The organism is Amycolatopsis sp. cmx-11-12, from assembly GCF_046269425.1.
GTDB lineage: Bacteria > Actinomycetota > Actinomycetes > Mycobacteriales > Pseudonocardiaceae > Amycolatopsis.
The window spans coordinates 31,725-52,779 of the sequence record NZ_JADNQM010000038.1; the positions used below are offsets into that span (position 1 = coordinate 31,725).

At 69.3% G+C, this 21,055-nt stretch carries 12 protein-coding genes; 10 read left to right on the forward strand and 2 right to left on the reverse strand.

Annotated elements, in window-relative coordinates; translation table 11 throughout:
• Nucleotides 1-44 precede the first annotated feature (44 nt).
• Nucleotides 45-1,304: an ABC1 kinase family protein gene (locus tag ACLARN_RS35930; RefSeq protein WP_409495930.1), complete on the forward strand. Its 1,260-nt coding sequence runs from the start codon at nt 45-47 to the stop codon at nt 1,302-1,304.
• Nucleotides 1,305-1,563: 259 nt separating this feature from the next.
• On the opposite strand, the gene ACLARN_RS35935 is transcribed toward ACLARN_RS35930, so the two are convergent.
• The gene (locus ACLARN_RS35935) at nt 1,564-3,126 is read right to left on the reverse strand and encodes an FAD-binding oxidoreductase (protein ID WP_409495931.1); all 1,563 of its coding nucleotides are present in this window, start codon (nt 3,124-3,126) and stop codon (nt 1,564-1,566) included.
• A 17-nt stretch (nt 3,127-3,143) separates the two neighbouring features.
• A complete protein-coding gene (locus ACLARN_RS35940; RefSeq protein WP_409495932.1) occupies nt 3,144-3,572 on the reverse strand; it encodes an ester cyclase in 429 nt (142 codons plus the stop codon).
• A gap of 213 nt (nt 3,573-3,785) precedes the next feature.
• Here ACLARN_RS35940 and ACLARN_RS35945 point away from each other — a divergent pair, with 213 nt between their 5' ends.
• From ACLARN_RS35945 to ACLARN_RS35985, 9 genes are all read left to right on the forward strand, one after another.
• A complete protein-coding gene (locus ACLARN_RS35945) occupies nt 3,786-4,478 on the forward strand; it encodes a nuclear transport factor 2 family protein (RefSeq protein ID WP_409495933.1) in 693 nt (230 codons plus the stop codon).
• A gap of 85 nt (nt 4,479-4,563) precedes the next feature.
• Nucleotides 4,564-5,190 carry a nuclear transport factor 2 family protein gene (locus ACLARN_RS35950; RefSeq protein WP_409495934.1) on the forward strand — a complete coding sequence of 209 codons (627 nt, stop codon included), beginning with the start codon at nt 4,564-4,566 and terminating at the stop codon, nt 5,188-5,190.
• A gap of 29 nt (nt 5,191-5,219) precedes the next feature.
• On the forward strand, nt 5,220-6,263 hold the full coding sequence (locus ACLARN_RS35955) for an aldo/keto reductase (RefSeq protein ID WP_409495935.1): 1,044 nt from the start codon (nt 5,220-5,222) through the stop codon (nt 6,261-6,263).
• Between the two features lie 15 nt (nt 6,264-6,278).
• Nucleotides 6,279-7,505: a serine hydrolase domain-containing protein gene (locus tag ACLARN_RS35960; RefSeq protein WP_409495936.1), complete on the forward strand. Its 1,227-nt coding sequence runs from the start codon at nt 6,279-6,281 to the stop codon at nt 7,503-7,505.
• Nucleotides 7,502-10,339: an amino acid adenylation domain-containing protein gene (locus ACLARN_RS35965; protein WP_409495937.1), complete on the forward strand. Its 2,838-nt coding sequence runs from the start codon at nt 7,502-7,504 to the stop codon at nt 10,337-10,339. The genes ACLARN_RS35960 and ACLARN_RS35965 overlap by 4 nt, the downstream gene beginning before the upstream one ends.
• Nucleotides 10,336-13,245, forward strand: a complete 2,910-nt coding sequence (locus tag ACLARN_RS35970) for a type I polyketide synthase (protein ID WP_409495938.1) — start codon at nt 10,336-10,338, stop codon at nt 13,243-13,245. The genes ACLARN_RS35965 and ACLARN_RS35970 overlap by 4 nt, the downstream gene beginning before the upstream one ends.
• Nucleotides 13,246-13,247: 2 nt before the next feature.
• On the forward strand, nt 13,248-14,531 hold the full coding sequence (locus ACLARN_RS35975) for a serine hydrolase domain-containing protein (RefSeq protein ID WP_409495939.1): 1,284 nt from the start codon (nt 13,248-13,250) through the stop codon (nt 14,529-14,531).
• Entirely contained in the window at nt 14,528-18,094 is a 3,567-nt protein-coding gene (locus ACLARN_RS35980; protein ID WP_409495940.1) for an FkbM family methyltransferase, read from the forward strand. The genes ACLARN_RS35975 and ACLARN_RS35980 overlap by 4 nt, the downstream gene beginning before the upstream one ends.
• Nucleotides 18,087-21,020, forward strand: coding sequence for a type I polyketide synthase (locus tag ACLARN_RS35985; protein ID WP_409495941.1), 2,934 nt, complete (start codon nt 18,087-18,089; stop codon nt 21,018-21,020). Before ACLARN_RS35980 ends, ACLARN_RS35985 begins: the two co-directional genes overlap by 8 nt.
• The last annotated feature ends 35 nt before the right edge of the window (nt 21,021-21,055 follow it).

Consider the following 21,055-nt stretch of genomic DNA (forward strand, 5'->3'; position numbering starts at 1 on the left):
GCGATAGCGGACGCGGGTTCACCAACAGACACTAGGAGGCCGCCGTGCCGGACATCCCTGTTTCCCGCTGGAGGCTGTTCACCAGGTTCGTCACCATCGTCGCCGTGCTGCTCGGCTCCGGATTCGTCGTGCTGCTCCTGATGCTGGGCGGGTTCGTGACGGGTGGCCCGAAGCGGGCGAAACGAATGGCCTACCGGGGTTTCGTGCGGACCCTGCAGATACTCGGGCCGACCTTCGTGAAGTTCGGGCAGACCTCCAGCACCCGCCGCGACACCATGCCCGCCGCGCTCTGCGACGAGCTCAGCACCCTGCACGACTCCGTGCGGCCGATGTCCCGGCGCAAGGCGGCCCGTGCCCTCCGGGAGGCGGACATCGAGGGGCTGGAAGTGGCGCCGGACCCCAGCGCCAGTGGGAGCATCGCCTGCGTGTACCGGGGCGAACTGCCCGACGGACGGGTGGTCGCGGTGAAGCTCAAGCGCCCCGGCATCGAGGGCCGCATGCGCGCCGACCTGGCACTGACCCGGTCGATGGTGCGCCGGATGGAGAAGATGCCGAAGATGCGCGGGATGCCGATGGCCGACCTCGTCGGGTACATCAGCACCGCCATCCTCGGGCAGCTCGACTTCGCCCGCGAGGCCCGCAACATCGCCCGGCTCCGGCAGTGCCTGTCCGAGATCCCGCAGATCCGGGTACCCGCGGTGTACCCCGAACTGTCCACAGCGGACTGTCTGCTGTTCGAGTACCTGCCACAGCTGGACACCGCGACGCCGGAAGCGCTGCCGACCGACGTCCGCGCGACACTCGCGAAGCGGACACTCGAAGCGGCCAACCGGATGATGTTCGCCGAGGGGTTCGTGCATTGCGACCTTCATCCCGGCAACGTCTATCTCACTCGTGACCAGCGCGTGGTGATCCTCGACGCCGGGTACTGCGTGCAGCTGCCGGAGCGGGTGCGCGAGCTGATCGGCGAGTTCTTCTCCTGCCTCGCCCTCGGCGACGGCGACCGTTGCGGCGAGATCGTGCTGGAGAGCGCGGTCGATCCGGGAGAGGTGGATCGTGCGGCGTTCGTCGCGGAGACGGCGGCGATCGTGGCCGAGCACGCGGGACCGGACGTGGAGTTCGACATGAAGGTGTTCGGGGACAAGGTGTTCCAGTTGCAGCAGAAGCACGGGATCTACACCGCATCGGACTTCGCGTTCCCGCTGATGTCGCTGACGGTGCTGGACGGGACCATCCGGCGACTGTCGGAGGAAGCGGACTTCCAGCAGGTCGGCGTCGCCCGGGGTGGTCGTGAGTGGCGTTAGGCCTTCACGGACGTGCCTCAGCCGAGGAACTCCTTGCCCAGTACATGATGGCCCCCTTCCTTTACCTAGGCGCAAGGAAGGGGGCCATCATGTACTACTGGCGAGTGCGGACGTGGCTTTGCTCGCGCGTGTGCCGGTCCAGCGTGTCGCGAAAGCCACTTTCGCGACGTCTGGTGTCCCGAAAGTGGCTTTCGCGACACCCTTCAGAAGAGGGCGAACTCGCGTGATACGTCTCCAGGCACGCGTGATACGGCTCTGATCACGCGGGTTCGATGGACTGGCGGTGCCGGAAGACGTTGCGAGGGTCGTATACCGTTTTGATCCGGCGCAGCCGGGGGTAGTTCCCCTTGTAGTACAGGGTCGACCACGGGACGCCCGAGGTGTTGAACGCGGGGTCGGACAGGTCGGCGTCGGGGTAGTTGACGTAGCCGCCGTCGGTCACCGCGTTCGGTACCGGGACGCCTCCGGTCGCCGCGTACGTCCGGTGGTACAGGCCGCGGATCCAGGCCAGGTTGGCCGCGTCGTCGGCGGGATCGGACCAGTAAGTCTGGTACAGGACCTTGATCACCGAATCCCGTTGCGCGACCGCGGTGGCGTCCGGGGCGACGGCGTTGATCGCGCCGCCGTAGGAGACCATCTGGACGAGCGCGGCGGCGTGGGGGAATTCCCTGGTGGCCAGCCATTCGTAGGTCGCCGCGAGCTGGTCGGGGGTATGCCTGGCACGCAGATGCGCGGCTTTCGACTTGATCCGGAAGTCCCAGGTGCCGCCGCTCATCGCGTAGGTGGCGCGCATCCAGGGCTTTCGTACCGGCTCGTCGTCCGTGGTGGTGGGCACGCCGACGCCGTCGCGCATCGCGGCGAGGAACTCGTCCAGCATGCGGCGGGCGCCCGGTACGGTCGCGTCGACCTGGGTGGCCAGCGCGATCTCGTTCTGGAACGGTGTTTTCGCGTGCAGGTCGAGCAAGCCGAACAGGGCGTTGTACGGGGAACCCGGCGCGCTGTGCTGTTCGTGCCAGGCTCCGAAGTTGGTCACCAGGCGGTGGAACGCGGCTTCGGTGAGGCCGTCCCAGCTCCATCCGGTGCTGTGTACGAGCAGCTCGGCGGGAGGCCGGGGCAGCGCGGCGAACAGGAACCGCGTGACCACCCCGAAGTTCCCGCCGCCGCCGCCGGTGCAGGCCCACCACAGGTCGCGGTTCGGATCGCCGGGTTCCCTGGTGGCGACCACCGTGCGCGCCCTGCCCGCGGCGTCCACCACGACCATTTCGACGCCGTGGAGGTGATCCACGGTCAGCCCGAGTGAGCGCGAGAGCAGGCCGTAGCCGCCGCCGGTGATGTGGCCGCCGACGCCGACCGTGCCACACGGGCCGCCGGGGATCGTGACGCCGAGCGCGGTGTACAGGGTCTGGTAGAGGGTGATCAACGTCGCGCCGGCGCCGACCGAGATCGCCTTGTAGACCGGGTCGTAGCCGACACTGTCCATTGCGGACACATCGAGCACGACCTGGACGTCGGTGCCGAACACGAAGTCTTCGAAACAGTGTCCGCCACTGCGGACCGTGATCCGCTGACCCGCGTTCACCGCCTCCTGCACGGCCTGGCGTACTTGCTCGGCGGAGTTGGCGACCCGGACGTACCGGGGCGTGCCGACCCAGCGTTCGTTGACCCCGCGGACCAGATCGACGTAGCGGGGATCGCCGGGCCGGACCGTCGCGGCGGGCAGCGCGCCCGGAGCCGCCCCGGCGGCCGACGCGGTGGAACCGGCCGCGATGGGGAGCAGAGCGCCCGCGCCTGCCAGGAAACTCCGTCGTCCCCATTCGGCCATGATTCCTCCAGTGCGGATCAGGCCATCGCGGCCAGGTACTCCTCGGGCACCAGGCCGACCTGCTCCATGAGATGCAGCTCGTCGGTGACGCCCCAGTGCTCCACGAGCTTGCCGTCCTGGACGCGCGCGACGCCGAAGACCGAGCAGCTCACCTTGTTGCCGGTGGCTTCCTTGCCCATGTAGGTACCGGTGTGCGTGCCGGTCGCGGTCATCCTGGTGGCGACGCGGTCGCCGTCGGCGAGGATATCCTCGATGGTGAACCGCAAATCGGGGAACGCCCGCATGAAGTCGGACACGATGGTCAGCACGGACTCGAAACCGTGGCTGCCCATCCGGGTGTGGTGGACCATGTCGGGCGCCCAGAACTCCGCCATGCCTTCCAGGTCCCCGCGGTTCCACGTCGCTATGTAGCGCTGGACCAGATCCTTGTTCTCCTCAGTCGACATCGCGAGTCGCCTTCCTTGTGCCGGACGGCACCTGCCCGCGGGAGCGAGCGGTGAGGGTCATTTCCTGCCAACCGAAATGCTGTCCCCTCGAAGGAAGAACTACTTCTTCAGCCTTGCCAGGCCGCTTAAAGCAACACTGAAGAAGTAGACAAAACCCGGTACGGGGCAGACTCGCCACCAGCGATCACCGAGAGGTCGACGAAGGAGCGGGTCATGTCGGTGGAGAAGCAGCAACGCAGCCAGAGCGAGAAATGGACAGACCTGACCAAGGCAGAACTCGACCAGACCATCGGCGAGTTCACCGTCGAGGAGAACGGCGCGCAGGCGGCCGGGCTCACCGAGGAGCAGATCGCCGAGACGCGGGCCGCGATCAAGAAGCTGGTCGCCGACGCCACCACGATCAGCGACAAGTACATCAAGATCAAGGCGCTGGCGAAGAGTTCGGGCAAACCCGTGGCGGAACTGATCGACCAAGCCGAGGTCGACGCCGACCGGGCGCTGCTGAACCACCTCGTCGGCGAAGAATACCGACTGGTGGCTCCGCACGGTGAGATCGTCGGCAAGCAGCGTTGTATCGATCGGATGATGTCCGGCGCGATCCGCCCGCAGGCCTTGGGCCGCGACGGCTTCGAGACCACCGAGGACGTACTCCAGGTCCACGGCAACACGGCCGTGTACACCGGCACGTTCAGTATGCAAGGCAAGTGGCTCACCGAGGACGAAGGCACCGGCCAGATCACCGAGAAGCCGCGCGAGTTCACCTATCGGACGATCCACACGTACACGTTCCGTGATGGCCGTTGGCAGCTGACCGCGTCGCAGATGACCGACGCGCCCAAGCCGAAGGTGCGGTTCGCCACCGGTCCGGGTACCGACCGTCCCGCGGATTGGCGTCCGGAAGACTGAACCGGTTCAACCGCAAGCCGGAAGAAGCTCCGCGCACCCCTTTCCGCCGGACAATGATCAGTTGACCGGCAAAAGGAGGAAACCCATGTCCGTACCGGAAACGCGGCTTTCCGAAAAGCAGCTCGAAGAGACCATCGGCCACTTCACGGTGGACGAGTCCAGTGCACGGTCCTGTGGGCTGGACAAAGGCGAGATCGAGCGGATCCAGCAGGGTGTGCGGGCGGTGGTCGCCGAATCGGCGCAGATCACCGCCAAGTACAACGAGATCGCCGGGCGCACCGGCGCGGAACCGGTGAAAACCCTTGGCGCTGAAGAGGTCGAGGCCGATCGGTCGAGGCTGGAAGCGCTGATGACCGAGGACTACAGTTTCGTGACCCCGTTCGGCCACAACGAGAACCGGGAGCGGAGCATCTCCGTGATCCTTTCCGGGCTCGTGCACTTCGATTCGTTCGGCCACGACGGTTTCGAGACGACCGAGGAGTCACTGCATATCCACGGCCCCGGCGCCGCGGTGCTCACCAGCACCGTGAAGATGAGCGGCTCCGGGGAGACCAAGAACCTCAGTACCGGTGACGTCCACGAGGCGGACTTCTCCGGCACGTACCGCACCACGCACACCTACGTGTTCGAGAACGCGCATTGGCGGCTCGAGGCTTCGCAGATGACGGAGATCCCTTCCGGCGGTGAAGAAGCCGTGGTGGCGCATTCGTAGTCAGGCGTCCAGAACAGGATGAGGCATCGATGAGATACGCGCTGCTGGGCCGGAGCGGGCTTCGGGTGTCGGGGCTGTGCCTCGGCACGATGACCTTCGACGCGGCGGGCCGCGGCTGGTGTGTGTCCAAAGAGGATGGACATCGGATCTTCGACGCCTTCCTGGAGGCGGGCGGCAACTTCATCGACACGCATACCTACGGCCCGACCGAGGACTATCTCGGCGAGTACCTCGAAGGCGACCGGGACCGGGTGGTGCTGGCGACCAAGTTCGGCGGCACCCTCGCCCCGGACGACGTCAATGCCTCGGGCGGGCACCGGAAGAGCATGCTGCGCTCGGTGGAGAACAGCCTGCGCCGGCTGAAGACCGACTACGTCGACCTGTTGTGGCTGCACGCCTGGGACGCGCTGACCCCGGTCGACGAGCTGATGCGTGGGCTGGACGACCTGGTGCGCGCCGGGAAGGTGCTCCACGTCGGCGTGGCCAACGCGCCGGCGTGGGCGGTGGCGAGGGCCACCACGCTCGCGGAACTGCGCGGCTGGACACCGTTCTGCGCGTTGCAGGTCGAGTACAGCCTCGTCGAACGGGACGTCGACCGCGAGTTCGTCCCGATGGCGAAGGAACTCGACCTCGCCATCGCCGCGTGGACCCCGCTGGCCAGCGGCTGGCTGACCGGCAAGTATCTGCCGAACCGCGACGACTCCGCCGCGGGAAGGCCTCGGCGGCTCGACGATCCGGTGATGAGCCGGTTCCTGCCGAGGACCGAACGGACCGTGGCGATCGCCGAGGAGGTGTGCGCGATCGCCGGCGAGATCGGCTGCCTGCCCGCGCACGTCGCGCTCAACTGGCTCCGCCGCCGTGGCACCATCCCGATCTTCGGTGCCACTTCGGTGGAGCAGGTCAAGGAGAACGCCGCCTGTTTCGACTTCGAGCTTTCCGCCGACCAGGTCGACCGGCTGAGCGCGGTGAGCCGGATCAAACTCGGTTTCCCGCACGACTTCCTGCGCAGCGGCATGGTGCGCAGACTGATGTACGGCGATCACGGCGACCTCATCGACAGTGGCCGCGGCTAGCCGGGCGGGGCGGAGATGAGCACGCCGCGGTGGTGGTCCGGGGTCGTCGACGGGGTCGTGGAGTTCCAGCGGGAACATCCCGAGAACCTGCCCGGCGCGGTGTTCGCCGCCGAGACCCGCGCGGACGGGCCGCTGATCGCCGCCGTCGGCGAGGGCTGGTCCGCCGGTTCGATCTGCAACATCGGCTCGATGACCAAGACGTTCACCGCCACCGCGGTGCTGCTCGCGCTGGCCGAGGCGGACCGGCTCGACGTCGAATCGCCGGTCGCCGAGTTCCCCGGGATGGAGATCTACCGCGAGGATCCGGTGAAACGCCGGATCAAGGTGCGGCACCTGTTGCAGCACACCACCGGGATGCCGGTCTTCCTTGCCACCGACGAAGAACCACCCGTTCTGCCCGGTGCGGAACTGGTCGGGCCGACGGTGCCGTGGATCGGTTCACCCGGGTACACCAACGAGCCGATCCTGGTGGACGGCCGGTCTGTGCCGTCCCGCCTGCTGAACCTGGACCAGGTCAGCGAGCACATCATGCGGGCCTATCCGCTTCGGCACGAGCCCGGCGCCGACTACACCTACAGCTCGGCGAACTACGTGGTCGCGGGCAGGCTGGTGGAACGGCTGACCGGCAAGTCACCGAACGTCTTCCTCGCCGAGAAACTGTTCCGGCCGTTGGGGATGCGGGATTCGTTCTTCGTCGCGCAGCCCACCGGTGACGTGCATATCGACGAGGATGTGACGGCTGAGCAACGGGCGCGAATCGCTGAAGTCTCCCTGATCACCCGGGACGGACAGTGGCCACCGGAGGTCGCGCCCGGCCCGGACGGCGGATGGGACATCCTGCGGCGGAACTGGCGCTTCGTGTATCCCGACGGCGGGATGTACACCACCGCGGCCGATCTGCTCACGTTCCTGCGCGCGGTGCGCGACGACGGTGTCCACGAAGGCGAACAGGTACTGCCGCCCGCGGTGGTGAAACTGATGGTGACCGACCACGGTTTCGGCCACACCATGGCGTTCGGCTACCGGCGGAGCACCACTCCGTACGGCCAGGGGCCGGGCACACTCGACCACCTCGGCAACATCATGACCTACTTCTGGTGCGATCCCCGCGACGGCGATCCGCTGCACGGGGTGTTCCTGAGCCAGCGGCTCGCCAACGCCATCGTGAACAACAACATGGTCGACGGGATGCGGGCCATCTTCCGCGGTTTCGTCCCGTTGGTGAGCAAGGGCGCGCGATGACCGCGCCCTGCCTGCACGAGGTGGTGAGCCGGCAGGCCGGTCGCACACCGGACGCGACGGCGATCGACGGCGCGGACGCCCTGACCTACCGCGAACTCGACCGGCGCGCGAACGCGGTGGCTCATCTGCTGCTGGCCAGGGGGATCGGCAGGGGATCGCTGGTCGCGGTCTGCCTGCCGAGATCCGGTGACCTGGCGGTCGCGATGCTGGGAGTGCTGAAGGCGGGCGGGGCGTACCTGCCGATCGATCCCGCGCTGCCGCCCGCCCGGATCGCGTTCCTGTGCGCCGACGCGGCTGTCACACTGACGCTCACCTCGCGGCGATGGTCGGACAGGCTGCCCGGCGATCCGCTGTGCCTGGACGGACTGTCCGAAAGGGACGATCCGCCGGATCGGGGAACCACGCCCGCGGATCCGGCGTGCGTGATGTACACCTCCGGGTCGACGGGGCGGCCGCTGGGCAGCGTGATCCCGCACCGCGCGGTGCTCCGGCTGGTGCGCGGGAACGAGTTCTTGCCGATCGCCGCGACCGATCGGGTGGCCCACGCGTCGAACATCTGCTTCGACGCGTCGACCTTCGAGATCTGGGGCGCTCTCGCCGCCGGGGCCTGCCTCGTCGTCTTTCCCGACGAACTGGTGCTGGACCCGCGAAGCTTCGCCGCCGAACTGCGCACACAGCGTATTTCCGTGCTGTGGCTGACTTCCGCGTACTTCGACCTGATCGCCGCGACCGCGCCGGACGCCTTCGCCACCGTGGCGCAGCTGCTCGTCGGCGGGGACACCGTGCATGCCGCGACGGTGCGCGCGGTCCTCGCGGCCGGTCGTCCCGGCCGCCTGCTCAACGCCTACGGGCCGACCGAGAACACCGTCTTCTCCGCGTGGTACGAGGTGCGTGACGTTCCGCCGGACGCGGTCACCGTGCCGATCGGCTTTCCCGTGCCCGGCACCGAAATCCAGCTGCTCGACGACCGCCTGCGGCCGGTGGGCCCGGATGAGGTCGGCGAGCTGTACCTCGGCGGCGACGGCCTCGCGCTCGGATACCACCGGCGGCCGGACGCGACCGCCGCCCGGTTCGTCGCGGTGGCGGGCGCCCGGCTGTTCCGGACCGGTGACCTCGGCCGGTACCGCCCGGACGGTGCGCTCGACCATCTCGGTCGCCGCGACCGGCAGGTGAAGCTGCGGGGGTTCCGGGTCGAACCAGCGGAGGTCGAGGCAGCGCTGACCGCACGGCCCGGGGTGGCCCAGGCCGTGGTGGTGGCCAGGCGCGAGCCCGCCCGTCTCGACGCCTGGGTGGTGCCCGAACCCTCGCGTGGCGAAAGCGTGGTGGGGCAGTGGAGGCGGCTGTACGACGAGGTGACCTACCGGGGGATCGACGGTGGCGAGCCGCGGTTCAACATCACGGGCTGGGTCAGCAGCTACACCGGCGAGCCGTTGCCGGAGGCGGAGATGCGCGAGCAGGTGGAGCAGACGGTCGCGCGGTTGCGGGAGCTGCGCCCCCGGCGGGTGCTGGAGATCGGGTGTGGAACTGGCCTGCTGCTGTTACCTCTGGCCAGTGAGACCGAAACCTACTGGGGCACCGACTTCTCCACCGTCGCGCTCGCCGAGCTGAGCCCGCAGGTCGCGAAGCTGCCGCAGGTCCGGCTGCTGAACCGGCAGGCGGACGACTTCTCCGGGATCGCCGGTGAGACCTTCGATCTGGTGGTGCTGAACTCGGTGGTGCAGCACTTTCCCGGCGTCCACTATCTGCTCCGGGTACTGCGCAAGGCCGTCCGGGTGATCCGGCCCGGCGGCGCGATCTTCCTCGGCGATCTGCGCAGCCTGCCGTTGCTGGAGGAGTTCCACCGCTCGGTCGGCTCGCGACGCGGACGGCAGGCGGTCGCCGAACGGGTCCGGCAGGAGCCGGAGCTGGTCCTCGACCCAGACCTCTTTCCCGCGCTGGCGCAGTGGTTCCCGGAGATCGGGGACGTGCGTGTCCAGCTCCGGCGAGGATGGGCTGACAACGAGCTGACCCGCTTCCGGTACGACGTGGTGCTCCGGATCGGGGACCGGGCCGGTACCGGCGAGCCGGACTGGCTCGACTGGCCGCTGGACGGGGAACCGGCGGACGTCCTGCGGGAGCGGATCCCGCCGTTCGGTATCCGTGGCGTGCCGAACGCGCGGCTGGCAGGGCCCGGTGTGCACCCGGAGGAATTCTGGCGGCTGGCCGAGCGGCTCGGGCTCGCCGCGGAGATCGGCTGGTCCGCCGATCCCCACGCGTTCGACGCCGTGTTCCACCGTCCGGGGACACCGGCCCTGGCAAGTCCACAAAGGACTCCGGTGCGCAGGCCCGCCGACTACGCCACTGATCCGATCTTCGCCGAGCAGGCGCGGACGCTCGGCCCTCGGCTGCGTCGCGAACTCGCGGCGAGCCTCCCGGACCACCTGGTGCCGTCGGTGATCACGGTGCTGCCCCGGTTACCGTTGACGTCCAACGGAAAGGTGGCTCTCGACGCGCTGCCGGAACCCGCGCTCGGGGCGCCGACACTCCAGCCTGCCAGGTCCGTCACCGAACGGACGGTCGCCGAGATCTGGGCCAGGGTGCTCGGGGTGCCGGAGGTGAGCGTGGCGGACAACTTCTTCGACATCGGTGGCAACTCGCTCAAAGCCGCGCAAGTGGTCGAGGAATTGCGACGGACCTTCGACCCGCGGCTGCCGCTCGTGCGGCTCTTCGACTTGCCGACCGTGCGGGCGTTTTCGGCCGCCCTCGACGATCGCGGGCGCACACCCGGCTTCAGCGAGGAGAGGGACCGTGGGCGGCTTCGCCGGGCACGCAGGCGGGTCGGTGAGCCGGGATGACCGGCGCCGACCTCGCGATCGTGGGGATGGCCTGCCGGTTCCCCGGTGCGCGTGACCTCGGCGAATACTGGCATAACCTGCGTTCCGGGGTGGAGTCGATCTCCTTCTTCGAGGAGGAGGAACTGCGGCGGAACGGGGTCGAGCAGGCGCTGCTGGATCGTCCCGACTACGTCCGCGCCGCGCCGGTACTCGATGACCCGTCCCTGTTCGACGCCGAGTTCTTCGGATACTCGCCGAACGAGGCCGCGATGATCGATCCCCAGCAGCGGATCTTCCTGGAATGCGCGTGGTCGGCGCTGGACCACGCCGGACAGGACCCCGGCGCGCAGCCGGGACCGGTCGGCGTCTACGGCGGTGCGGCGATCAACACGTATCTGCTGTTCAGCGGGCTCCTGTCGCGGTTCACCGGGGAGTACGTGCGGACCCTCACCGCCAGCGACAAGGACTTCCTCAGCACCAGGGTGTCCTACAAACTCGACCTCACCGGTCCGAGCCTGACCGTGCAGACCGCCTGCTCCACCTCACTGGTCGCGGTGCACCTCGCCGCGCAAAGCCTGCACCACGGCGAATGCGACCTCGCGCTGGCCGGTGGGGTCTCGGTCCGGGTCCCGCACCGGGCCGGGTATCGCTACGAACGCGGCGGGATCCTCAGCGGTGACGGGCACTGCCGCCCGTTCGACGCGGACGCGGACGGCACGATCTTCGGCAGCGGCGCCGGTGTCGTGGTGCTCAAACGGCTGGCCGAAGCGGTGGCGGACGGGGACACCGTGCACGCGGTGCTCAAGGGTTCCGCGGTGAACAACGACGGCGCGGAGAAGGTCAGCTACGCCGCGCCGAGCGTGCACCGGCAGGCGGCGGCGGTGGTGGAGGCACTCGCCGACGCGGACGTCGACCCGTCGACCATCGGCTACGTGGAGGCGCACGGCACCGGTACCAGGGTCGGCGATCCCATCGAGGTCGAGGCGCTCACCCGCGCGTACCGGGAATGGACCGGCGATCGCGGATACTGTCTGCTCGGCTCGGTCAAAGGGAATCTGGGGCATCTCGACGCGGCGGCCGGGGTGGCCGGGCTGATCAAGACCGTGCTCGCGTTGCGGGAAGCGGAGATCCCGGCGAGCCTGCACTACACCCGCGCCAACCCGGACATCGACTTCGCCGCCACCCCGTTTTCGGTGTGCCACGCGCTCACTCCCTGGCGGGGGACCGGGCCACGACGGGCTGCGGTGAACGCGCTCGGCGTCGGCGGCACGAACGCGCACCTCGTCCTCGAACAGGCGCCGGAACCACTGCCCGCCGGACCGTCGCGGCCGTGGCAACTCCTGGTGTTGTCGGCGAAAACCCCGTCCGCGCTGAACACCGCCACCGCCGCGCTGGCCGCGGATCTCGCCGACCGGCCGGACGCCGGACTGGCCGACGCCGCCCATACCCTGCGGGTCGGCAGGCGGCCGTTCCGGCATCGCCGGGTGGTGGTGTGCACCAGCGCGGCGGAGGCGGTGACCGGCCTGCACGCACTGGACGCAGGTCGCGCCTGGACCGGTGAGTGCCCGGAAGGCACCGCGAATCCGGTGTTCCTGATCCCGGGCCAAGGCGCACAGCGGCTTCGGATGGGCGCCGAGTTGTCCGCGTCGGAGCCGGTTTTCCGTGCCGCGTTCGATCGTTGCGCGGGGCTCTTCGCGGCTGAACTCGGCGCGGACCTGCGGGAGATCATCGGCGACGAACGACTGGCCAGTACCGAATACACCCAGCCCGCCCTGTTCAGCGTGTCGTTAGCGCTCGCCGAACTGTGGCGGTCCTGGGGGGTGCGGCCTGCCGCGTTGCTGGGGCACAGTATCGGGGAACTCACCGCCGCCTGCCTCGCCGGGGTGTTCACGCTCGCGGACGCCGTGTCGGTGGTCGCGACGCGCGGGCGGCTGACGCAGGGACTACCCGAGGGGGCGATGATCGAGGTCGGCCTCACGGAAGCGGAATGTCAGTCCTATTTGGACGATGACATCTCGCTCGCCGGGATCAACGGCCCTGCCAGGTGCGTGCTGGCCGGGCCGCCGGCCGCGATCCGGGAACTCGGCGCCCGGCTGAAGGTGTCCGTGCATCCCCTCGGCGTCTCGCGCGCGTTCCACTCCGCGATGGTGGAACCGGCGGTCGCGCCGTTACTGGAGAAACTGTCCGCGTGCACGCTGCGACCGCCGGAAATCCCCTTCGTGTCCGGCGTGAGCGGCACCTGGATCACCGCCGACGAAGCGACTTCGCCGGAGTACTGGGCGGCACAGCTGCGACGGCCGGTCCGGCTCCATGACGGGTTCCGGACGCTCGGCGTACTGAATCGCCCGGTGCTGCTCGAAGTCGGCCCTGGGCACACGCTGTGTGGTCTGGCGCACCGTCAGCCCACGACTTTCACCGCCTTGCCGTCGCTCTCCGGCGAGCCGGAGCAGGCGGGAATGCTCGCCGCGCTAGGCAGGCTGTGGCTCTCCGGGGTCCCGGTGGACTGGCGGGCGCTGGCCGGGGACGAAAAACGACGCCGGGTGCCGCTGCCGGGGTATCCGTTCGAGCGACGGCGGCACTGGTACGAACCGGACGGCGCGGCGGCAGCCGCGCCGGTCCCGCCGCCCCCGGAGGAGACGCGCGAAGAAACGTCCGATACCGAGCAGGCGCGTACTCCCACCGAGGCCGCGGTGATCGGTGTCTGGCAAGCCGTGCTCGGCGTGCGGGGCATCGGGGTGCGAGACAACTTCTACGACCTCGGCGGGCATTCGGTGCTGATCCCGGACGTGGTGGCGCGGCTCGGCGCGACCTTCCAGCTCGACCTGCCGGTGCTGAGCCTGGTCGAGGCGCCGACGGTGGCGGAGCTGGCCGAGCGCATCGAGGACGTCTTCCGGATCCGGAGCGAGCTGGCGCGATCATGGAGGTAGGGATGAACAGTCCGGAGTGGTGGGCGCGGGCCGTCGAGCGGGTGGCCGAGGCGCGGCGTGCGGATCCGGCGAACCTGCCGGGCGCGGTGATGGGGGTCGAGACACTGGCGGACGGTCCGCTGATCGCCGCGGTCGGCGACGGCTGGTCCGAGCGGACCATCTGCGAGATCGGCACCATGAGCAAGGCGTTCACCGCGACCGCCGTGCTGCTCGCGCTGGAGGAGGCAGGCCTGCTCGACGTGGAGACCGAGGTGTGGCGGCTGCCGGGGATGTCCGCCTACGGCTCTTCGCCGTCGAAGCGGAAGATCCGGATCCGGCACCTGCTTCAGCACACTTCCGGGCTGCCGACGATCCAGCACTACACCGAAGGCCCGGCGACCCCGTGCAACGACCCCGGCGGCCCGCCGCCGTCGTTCGCCGACGCCGACACACACCTGGGGCCGACCTCGGAATGGACCTGCTACCCGGGCGGCACCAACGAATACCTCTTTGTCGACGGGCGGCCGAGGCCGTCCCGCACGCTGACCGTGGAGCAGGTGAGCGGTGCCCTCATGGAGTACTACGAGCCGGTGAAGGAACCGGGTGCGGAGTACTTCTACAGCCCGATCAACCACGTGATCGCGGCGCGGATCGCCGAGACGCTGACCGGCATGTCGATCAACGTCTACCTGAAACGGCGGTTGTTCGAACCGCTCGGGATGACCGACTCGTTCTTCGTCGCGCAACCGACCGGGGACGCGGAACTCGACGCGTGGATCGGCGAGGGGGTCACCGAAGAACAGCGCGCCCGGATCGCCGACATCACCATGATCACCCGCGACGGCGGTCTGCCGCCCGAGGTCGCGCCCGGTCCGGACGGGGTCTGGGACAAGTTCCGCCGGGGCTGGCGGTTCGTCTTCCCGGACGGCGGAATGATGACTACGGTCGGCGATCTGCTCGCGTTCCTGCGGGTGTTGCGCGACGGCGGTCGAGTGGGAGAGCGGCGGATCCTGTCGCCGGAGATCGTGAAGCTGCTCGTCGACGACCACGGTTTCGGGCACACGATGGGCTTCGGCTACCGCTCCGCGAACACCCCGTACGGGCAAGGTTCCGGCACTCTGGAGCACCTCGGCAGCAAGATGACCTACTGCTGGCTGGAACTGAACTCGGCCGATCCGCTGCTCGGCGTGTTCTTCAGCCAGCGCCTGCCGAACATCGCGACCACCCCGAACATGGGCGCCGGGCTGAAGGTCATCTTCCGCGTCTTCGTCCCGGCGGTGGGTGACGCCAGGACCGGCAGCCGATGACCTGGCTCGGGCTCACGGAGTTCCCGTACCTGGCCGATCATCGGGTCCAGGGCACCCTCGTGCTGCCCGGCGCGGTGTACCTGGACCTGGCGCTGAGCGCGCTCGAAGACGCCGTCCCGTCCATTGTGGACGACGTCCGGTTCGAGCGGGTGTTCGTGGTTCCGGCGGAGGGTGCGAAGGCACTGAACACCACGATCGGGCGGCCGATCGAAGGCTGGCGGGAGTTCACCGCGACCGGCGATGACGGGGTCCGGTACGCGAGTGGCCGGATCCGTCGCGGTGCGCTTCCCGCCGGTGAATGGGAACCCCTGGTCTCCGGCGAGGATTCTCCCGGTGCGGATCTGTACGCCGCTCTGCGGAAGGCCGGGAACGATTACGGCCCCGCGTTCCGGGGGATCGACCGGTTCCGGGCGGGGGAGGGGGCCGCCACCGCCGAACTGCGGATCCCGGTGCCGGTCGACGGGCACGTCCTGCATCCGGTGGTACTGGACACCGCGATGCAGTTGCTGGCCGCCTCGGCCAGGCGGACCGTGGTGCTGGCGGGGTGGGATCGGCTGGTCCTGCACCGTTCGCCGGACCGGATGGGTACGGTACGCGTCCGGTTTCACGAGCGCGGTGACGAACTCGTCGGGGACATGCTGTTGTCCGATTCGGACGGTCAGGTCGTCGCCGAGGTCTTCGGCGCGCATTTGCGATTCCTGGAGTCTTCGCCGCTGCGGATCGCTGTCGCCGCGACGTTCACGGCCGAGCCCATCGAGGAGACGTTGTCCTTCTGGGCGGATCAGCTCGGTGTCCCGGTGTCGGTCGAATTCGCCGGGTACCAGCAGGTGTTCCAGGAACTTCTCGACCCCGGAGGCCTGCTGTCCGGCAACCGTGACGGCGCGAACGTGCTGCTGATCCGGCCTCAGGACTGGCTTTCCCCCGTCGCTCCGCTGGTGTCCGAAGTGGACTCGGCAACACAGGATTCGATACTGGCTGATTCCCTGCGGCACCGGCTACCCGGGATCGGAGACGTCGCGCACCTGGTGCCGTACGAGACCGACTACCTCTATGAGGAGATCTTCACCCGGCAGTCCTATCTGCGGCACGGCATCGACCTGCGCGACGGCGACATCGTCTTCGACGTGGGTGCGAACATCGGGCTGTTCAGCCTGTTCGTGCGGAGTCGCTGCCCTGGCGCCGACGTGTACGCCTTCGAACCGAACCCGCCCGCGTTCGAGGCGCTGCGCCGTAACACCGCGCTGTACGCCCCCGAAACGAGGATCTTCGAATACGGACTCGCCGCTGTCGAGGGTGAACTGCCGTTCACGAGCTATTCACGATCGCCCGCGTTCTCCGGGTTCGCCGCGGACGCCGAACGTGACCACGCCGCCGTGACCGCGGTCGTCGCGAACGTACTCCGGAACGACTCCGCCGAACTCGTGGATCACCTCACTCGTGACCGGCTGGCCGCCGAGGTCCTGCCGAGGCGGGTACGGACGCTGTCCGCGATGTTCACCGAGCAAGGCGTCGAACGGGTGGACCTGCTCAAGATCGACGCCGAGGGCAGCGAGGAGGGCATCCTGGCCGGGATCGGAGACGAGCAGTGGCCTCGCATCCGCCAGCTGGTGCTGGAGGCGCATGATCCCGACGGCGCGGAGCGGATCGCGAGCCTGTTGCGTGACAAGGGTTTCCAAGTCGTCGTGGATCGAGATGACGAACTGCTGCGCGGTACCGGATTCGCCGGTGTCTTCGCGCGCCGGCCGGGCGAAACCCACACCGTCGACCTGGACCGGGTGACCGATGAGTTCATCGAAGCTGTGCGCGGTGCGGATCTGCCTTGCCTGATCGCGCTGTGCCCACCCTCGGCAGATGCCCGGGGGCCCGCGCTGGATCGCGCGGAGCGGCGTCTGGCCGAGGGGCTCGCCGGGCTCCCCGGGGTCGAGCTGATCACCACCGGCGAACTGGCGCGGGCTTACCCGGTGGCCGATCCCGACGATCCCGACGCCGAACGGCTCGGGCACATTCCCTACCGGCCCGCCTACTTCACGGCGATGGGCACGATGATCGCGCGCAAACTGTCCACGCACCGGCCGGTCAAGGCGCTCGCGCTCGACTGTGATCAGACGCTGTGGGCGGGCTATTGCGGCGAGGACGGGCCGGACGGCATCCAGCCGCGAGCCGCCGTGCAGGAGTTCGCGCTCGCGCAACACCGGGACGGGGTCCTGCTTTGCCTGTGCAGCAGGAACAACGACGAGGACGTGCGAGCGGTTTTCGACCGGCGGACCGACCTGCCGATGCGGGACGAGCACATCATCGCGCGGCGAGTGGGCTGGCAGCCGAAATCGGCGGGAATCACCGGACTCGCCGACGAACTCGGCTTCGGCACGGACAGCTTCGCTTTCCTGGACGACAATCCGGTCGAGTGCGCGGAGGTGCGCGCGAACCTTCCCGAGGTCTTGACCCTCCAGCTGCCCGCACAGACCGAGGAGATTCCCGATTTTCTCGCTCACGTCTGGGCTTTCGATCGGGCACGGCCGACCGAGGAGGACCGGGAGCGTCCGGCCAGGTATCTCGCGGAGCGTCGACGGCGTACCGCGCGGGAGCGGGCACTGACCTTCGAGTCCTTTCTGGACGGTCTGGAACTCGTGGTGCGCATCGACGCGTACGCCGAACGTGATCTGCCCCGGATCGCCCAGCTCACGCAGCGCACCAATCAGTTCACCACCACCGCTGTCCGCCGTACCGAGGCGGAGCTGCGGGAACTGCTCGGCACGGGGGAGCTGGACTGCCACACCGTCCGGGTCGCGGACCGGTTCGGCGACTACGGACTGGTCGGGGCCGTTCTTTCCAGAGCGGACCGGGATTCCTTGTGGGTGGACACGTTCCTGCTCAGCTGCCGGGCACTCGGGCGCGGTGTGGAACATCGGATGCTGGCCGCGCTGGGGGAGTCCGCGTCGCACCGGGGGCTCACCCGGATCGAGCTGTCTTTCACCCCGACCGGACGCAATGAGCCCGCCCGCCGTTTTCTCGAAGAAGTCGCCGGTGAGCACTTCACCATCACGGCCGAAACGGCTTCCCGGGTGGAGTTCCAGCCGTCCTCCGCTCCGCTGCCGGTCCCGCGGACGCCCCGAACCGTGTCCGGTGGTCTGCCGTCCACCTGGTATCAGCGGGTCGCGACGGAACTGCGGGCCCCCGAGGACATCCTCGCCGCGGTGCGCCGGGCCAACCTGCGGTCGAGACCGTCGCTGCCGAACGCTTTCCGCGGTCCGGACGACGACGTGGAGCGCGAGCTCGCCGTCTTGTGGCGGAAGGTGCTCGGGCTGCGCGAGGTCGGGGTGGACGACAATTTCTTCGACCTCGGCGGCAGTTCGGTACTCGGCGTCCGGCTGATGACCGGGCTCGACGAACTGGCAGGCACCGCCCTGCCCCCGACCAGCCTGTTCGAACGGCCGACCATCCGCACGATGGCCGCGCTGCTCCGGCCGGGTGAGCAGGCGGCGGACCCCGTCGGTACCTCAGGCCAGCGCCGGGGCGCGCGCAGGCGCGAGATACCCCAGCGGGCCCGGAGGCGTCATGGATAACGGCCACGAGATCGCGGTGATCGGCCTCGCCTGCCGGTTCCCCGGTGCCAAGGGCAGCGCGGAATTCTGGGCGAATCTCGAAGCAGGCGTGGAATCCGTCACCGAACTCACCAACCGTGACCTGCGGTCCGCCGGGGTCGGATGGCGCGAGCGGACCCGGCCGGGATACGTCCGCGCGGCGCCGCTGCTCGACGGTCACGACCGGTTCGACGCCGCCTTCTTCGGTTACTCGCCAAGGGAAGCCGCGGCACTCGATCCCCAGCAGCGGGTGTTCCTCGAATGCGCGTGGACCGCGGTGGAGGACGCGGGCTACGCGCCGAGCCGGTTCCCCGGTGCGATCGGCGTTTTCGCCGGTTCGGCCTTGAACACCTACCTGCTGCACAGCGGCGTCGCGGACCGGCTGCGGGACGACTATCTGCTCACCCTGATCGCCAACGACAAGGACTACCTGGCCACCAGGGTGTCGTACAAACTCGGGCTCACCGGGCCGAGCATGTCCGTGCAGACCGCGTGTTCCACGTCGCTGGTGGCCGTGCACCTGGCCTGCCAGAGCTTGCTCACCGGCGAATGCGAACTCGCGCTGGCCGGGGGAGTGTCGGTGAAGGTCCCGCAGAGGGCGGGCTACCGGCACGAAACCGGCGGGGTGCTCTCGCCGGACGGGCACTGCCGGGCCTTCGACGCGGACGCCGGCGGCACCCTGTTCGGCAGCGGCGCGGGAGCGGTGGTCCTCAAGCCGCTGGCCGACGCGATGGCGGATGGTGACACCGTACGCGCGGTGATCAAAGGCTCGGCGGTGAACAACGACGGTTTCGCCAAGGTGGACTACACCGCGCCGAGCGTCTCCGGCCAGGCGGAGGTGATCGCCGAGGCCTTGGCGCATGCCGAAGTCGACCCGTCGACAGTGTCCTATGTGGAGGCGCACGGCACCGGGACCGCGCTGGGCGATCCGATCGAGATCGCCGCGCTGACCGCGGCGTTCCAGCGCGGCACCCGGCGCACCGGCTACTGTGCGATCGGTTCGGTGAAGACGAATGTGGGTCACCTCGACGCGGCCGCCGGGATCGCGGGCCTGATCAAGACGATCCTCTCCCTCGAACACGAAACGCTCCCGCCGAGCCTGCACTACCGGCGGCCGAACCCGCGGATCGATTTCGCGGCCACTCCGTTCTATGTCAACGCGGAGCGCACCCGGTGGCCGTCGGCCGAGGGGCCGCGCCGGGCCGGGGTCAGCTCGCTCGGGATCGGTGGCACGAACGCACACCTGGTGGTGGAACAGGCCCCGCCGAGCCCGCCGCCACGACCGTCCAGGCCGTACCAGTTGCTGGCCCTCTCGGCCGCGACGCCTTCCGCGCTGGAGACGCTGACCGCGAACCTCGTCACGCGGCTGGATAGCGAAATCGATCTCGCCGATGCCGCGTACACCCTGCAGATCGGCCGCGAACCCGGCGCGTACCGGCGGACCGTCGTCTGCCGTGACCGGGCCGAGGCGGTTACCGCGCTGCGTGAGGTGTCTCGCGTGAGCCGGACACCACCGGAGACCCGGCCGGTCGCGTTCCTGTTCCCCGGCGGTGGCAGCGCGGGCAAGCCGGGTCTCGTCGCCGAGCTGGCCGCCGCCGAACCGGTGTTCCGGGAACGCCTGGAAACCGGGCTCGCCGAACTCGCCGCGCTGGGCGGGCCCGACCTGTCCGGCGCGCTGCTCGGCGGCGAGCGGATCTCCGACCGGCCGTTGACCCAGCTGCCCGCGCTGTTCCTGGTCGAAGACGCGCTCGCGGTGTTGTGGCGGTCCTGGGGTGTGCGCCCGGCCGCGATACTGGGGCACAGCCTCGGCGAGCTGACCGCGGCCCATCTCGCGGGGGTGCTCGATTTCCCCGCCGCACTCGGGGCGGTGCTGACCAGGGCGAGGCTGGTCCAGAGCACCGCGCCCGGCGCGATGCTCAGCGTGGTACTGCCGGAGCGCGAGACCCGCGCGCTCATGGGGGAGCGTCTCGACCTCGCCGCGGTGAACACCCCCGGCACCTGCGTCGTGTCCGGCGCGGCGAAGCTGATCGACGACCTGGAATCCCGGCTGGCGGCGCGCGACGTCACCGCCGCCAGGATTCCGCTGAGTACGGCTGGGCACTCACGGCTGTTCGACCCGATCGTGGCTCCGTACGAACGCTATTTCGCCGGGGTGCGGCTGTCCGCGCCGTCGATCCCGTTCCTGTCGAACCTCACCGGCACCTGGATCACCGACGAGCAGGCGACCGACCCGGCGTACTGGGGACGGCAGCTGCGGGGCACCGTGCGGTTCGCGGACTGCGTGACGGCCCTGCTCGACCACCCCGGCCGGGTGTGCCTGGAGGTCGGGCCCGGCCGGACGCTGAGCAGCTTCGTCCGGGCACGGACGGACCGGCTGGCAGTGTCGTCACTGCACCCGGCTTCGGGGCCGCCCGCGCTGCTCGACGCGCTCGGCGGGCTCTGGCGGGCCGGGGTGGAGATCGACTGGGCGGGTTTCGCCGCGCGGGAAGACCGGCGCCGGATACCGCTGCCGACCTATCCGTTCGAGGGCGAACGGCACTGGTACGCCAAACGCGGCCGTCCCCGCCGGTCCCGCGGTTCCGGGCAGACCGTGTCCACAGTGTCCACTGTGGACTTTTCGGGGCCGGGTACCGAGACCGAACGGGTGATCGCCGCGATCTGGCGGGAGGCGCTCGGCGTGCCGCGGCTGTCCGTGCACGACGACTTCTTCGAACTGGGCGGCAGCTCGCTGCTCGTCGCCGAGGTGATGAAACGGGTCAACGCGCGCTTCCGGACCGAACTCTCGCTGCTCACCCTGATCGAATCCCCCACCGTGGCCGGTCTCGCGGACTGCGTCGACGCGGTACGCGCACAATCGGGTGACCGGGCGCCGGATCGTGCACCGGGGCGCGATCCGGCGGCAGAATAGGACAGGCACCACCACCGTCTCCACAAGGAGCCCGC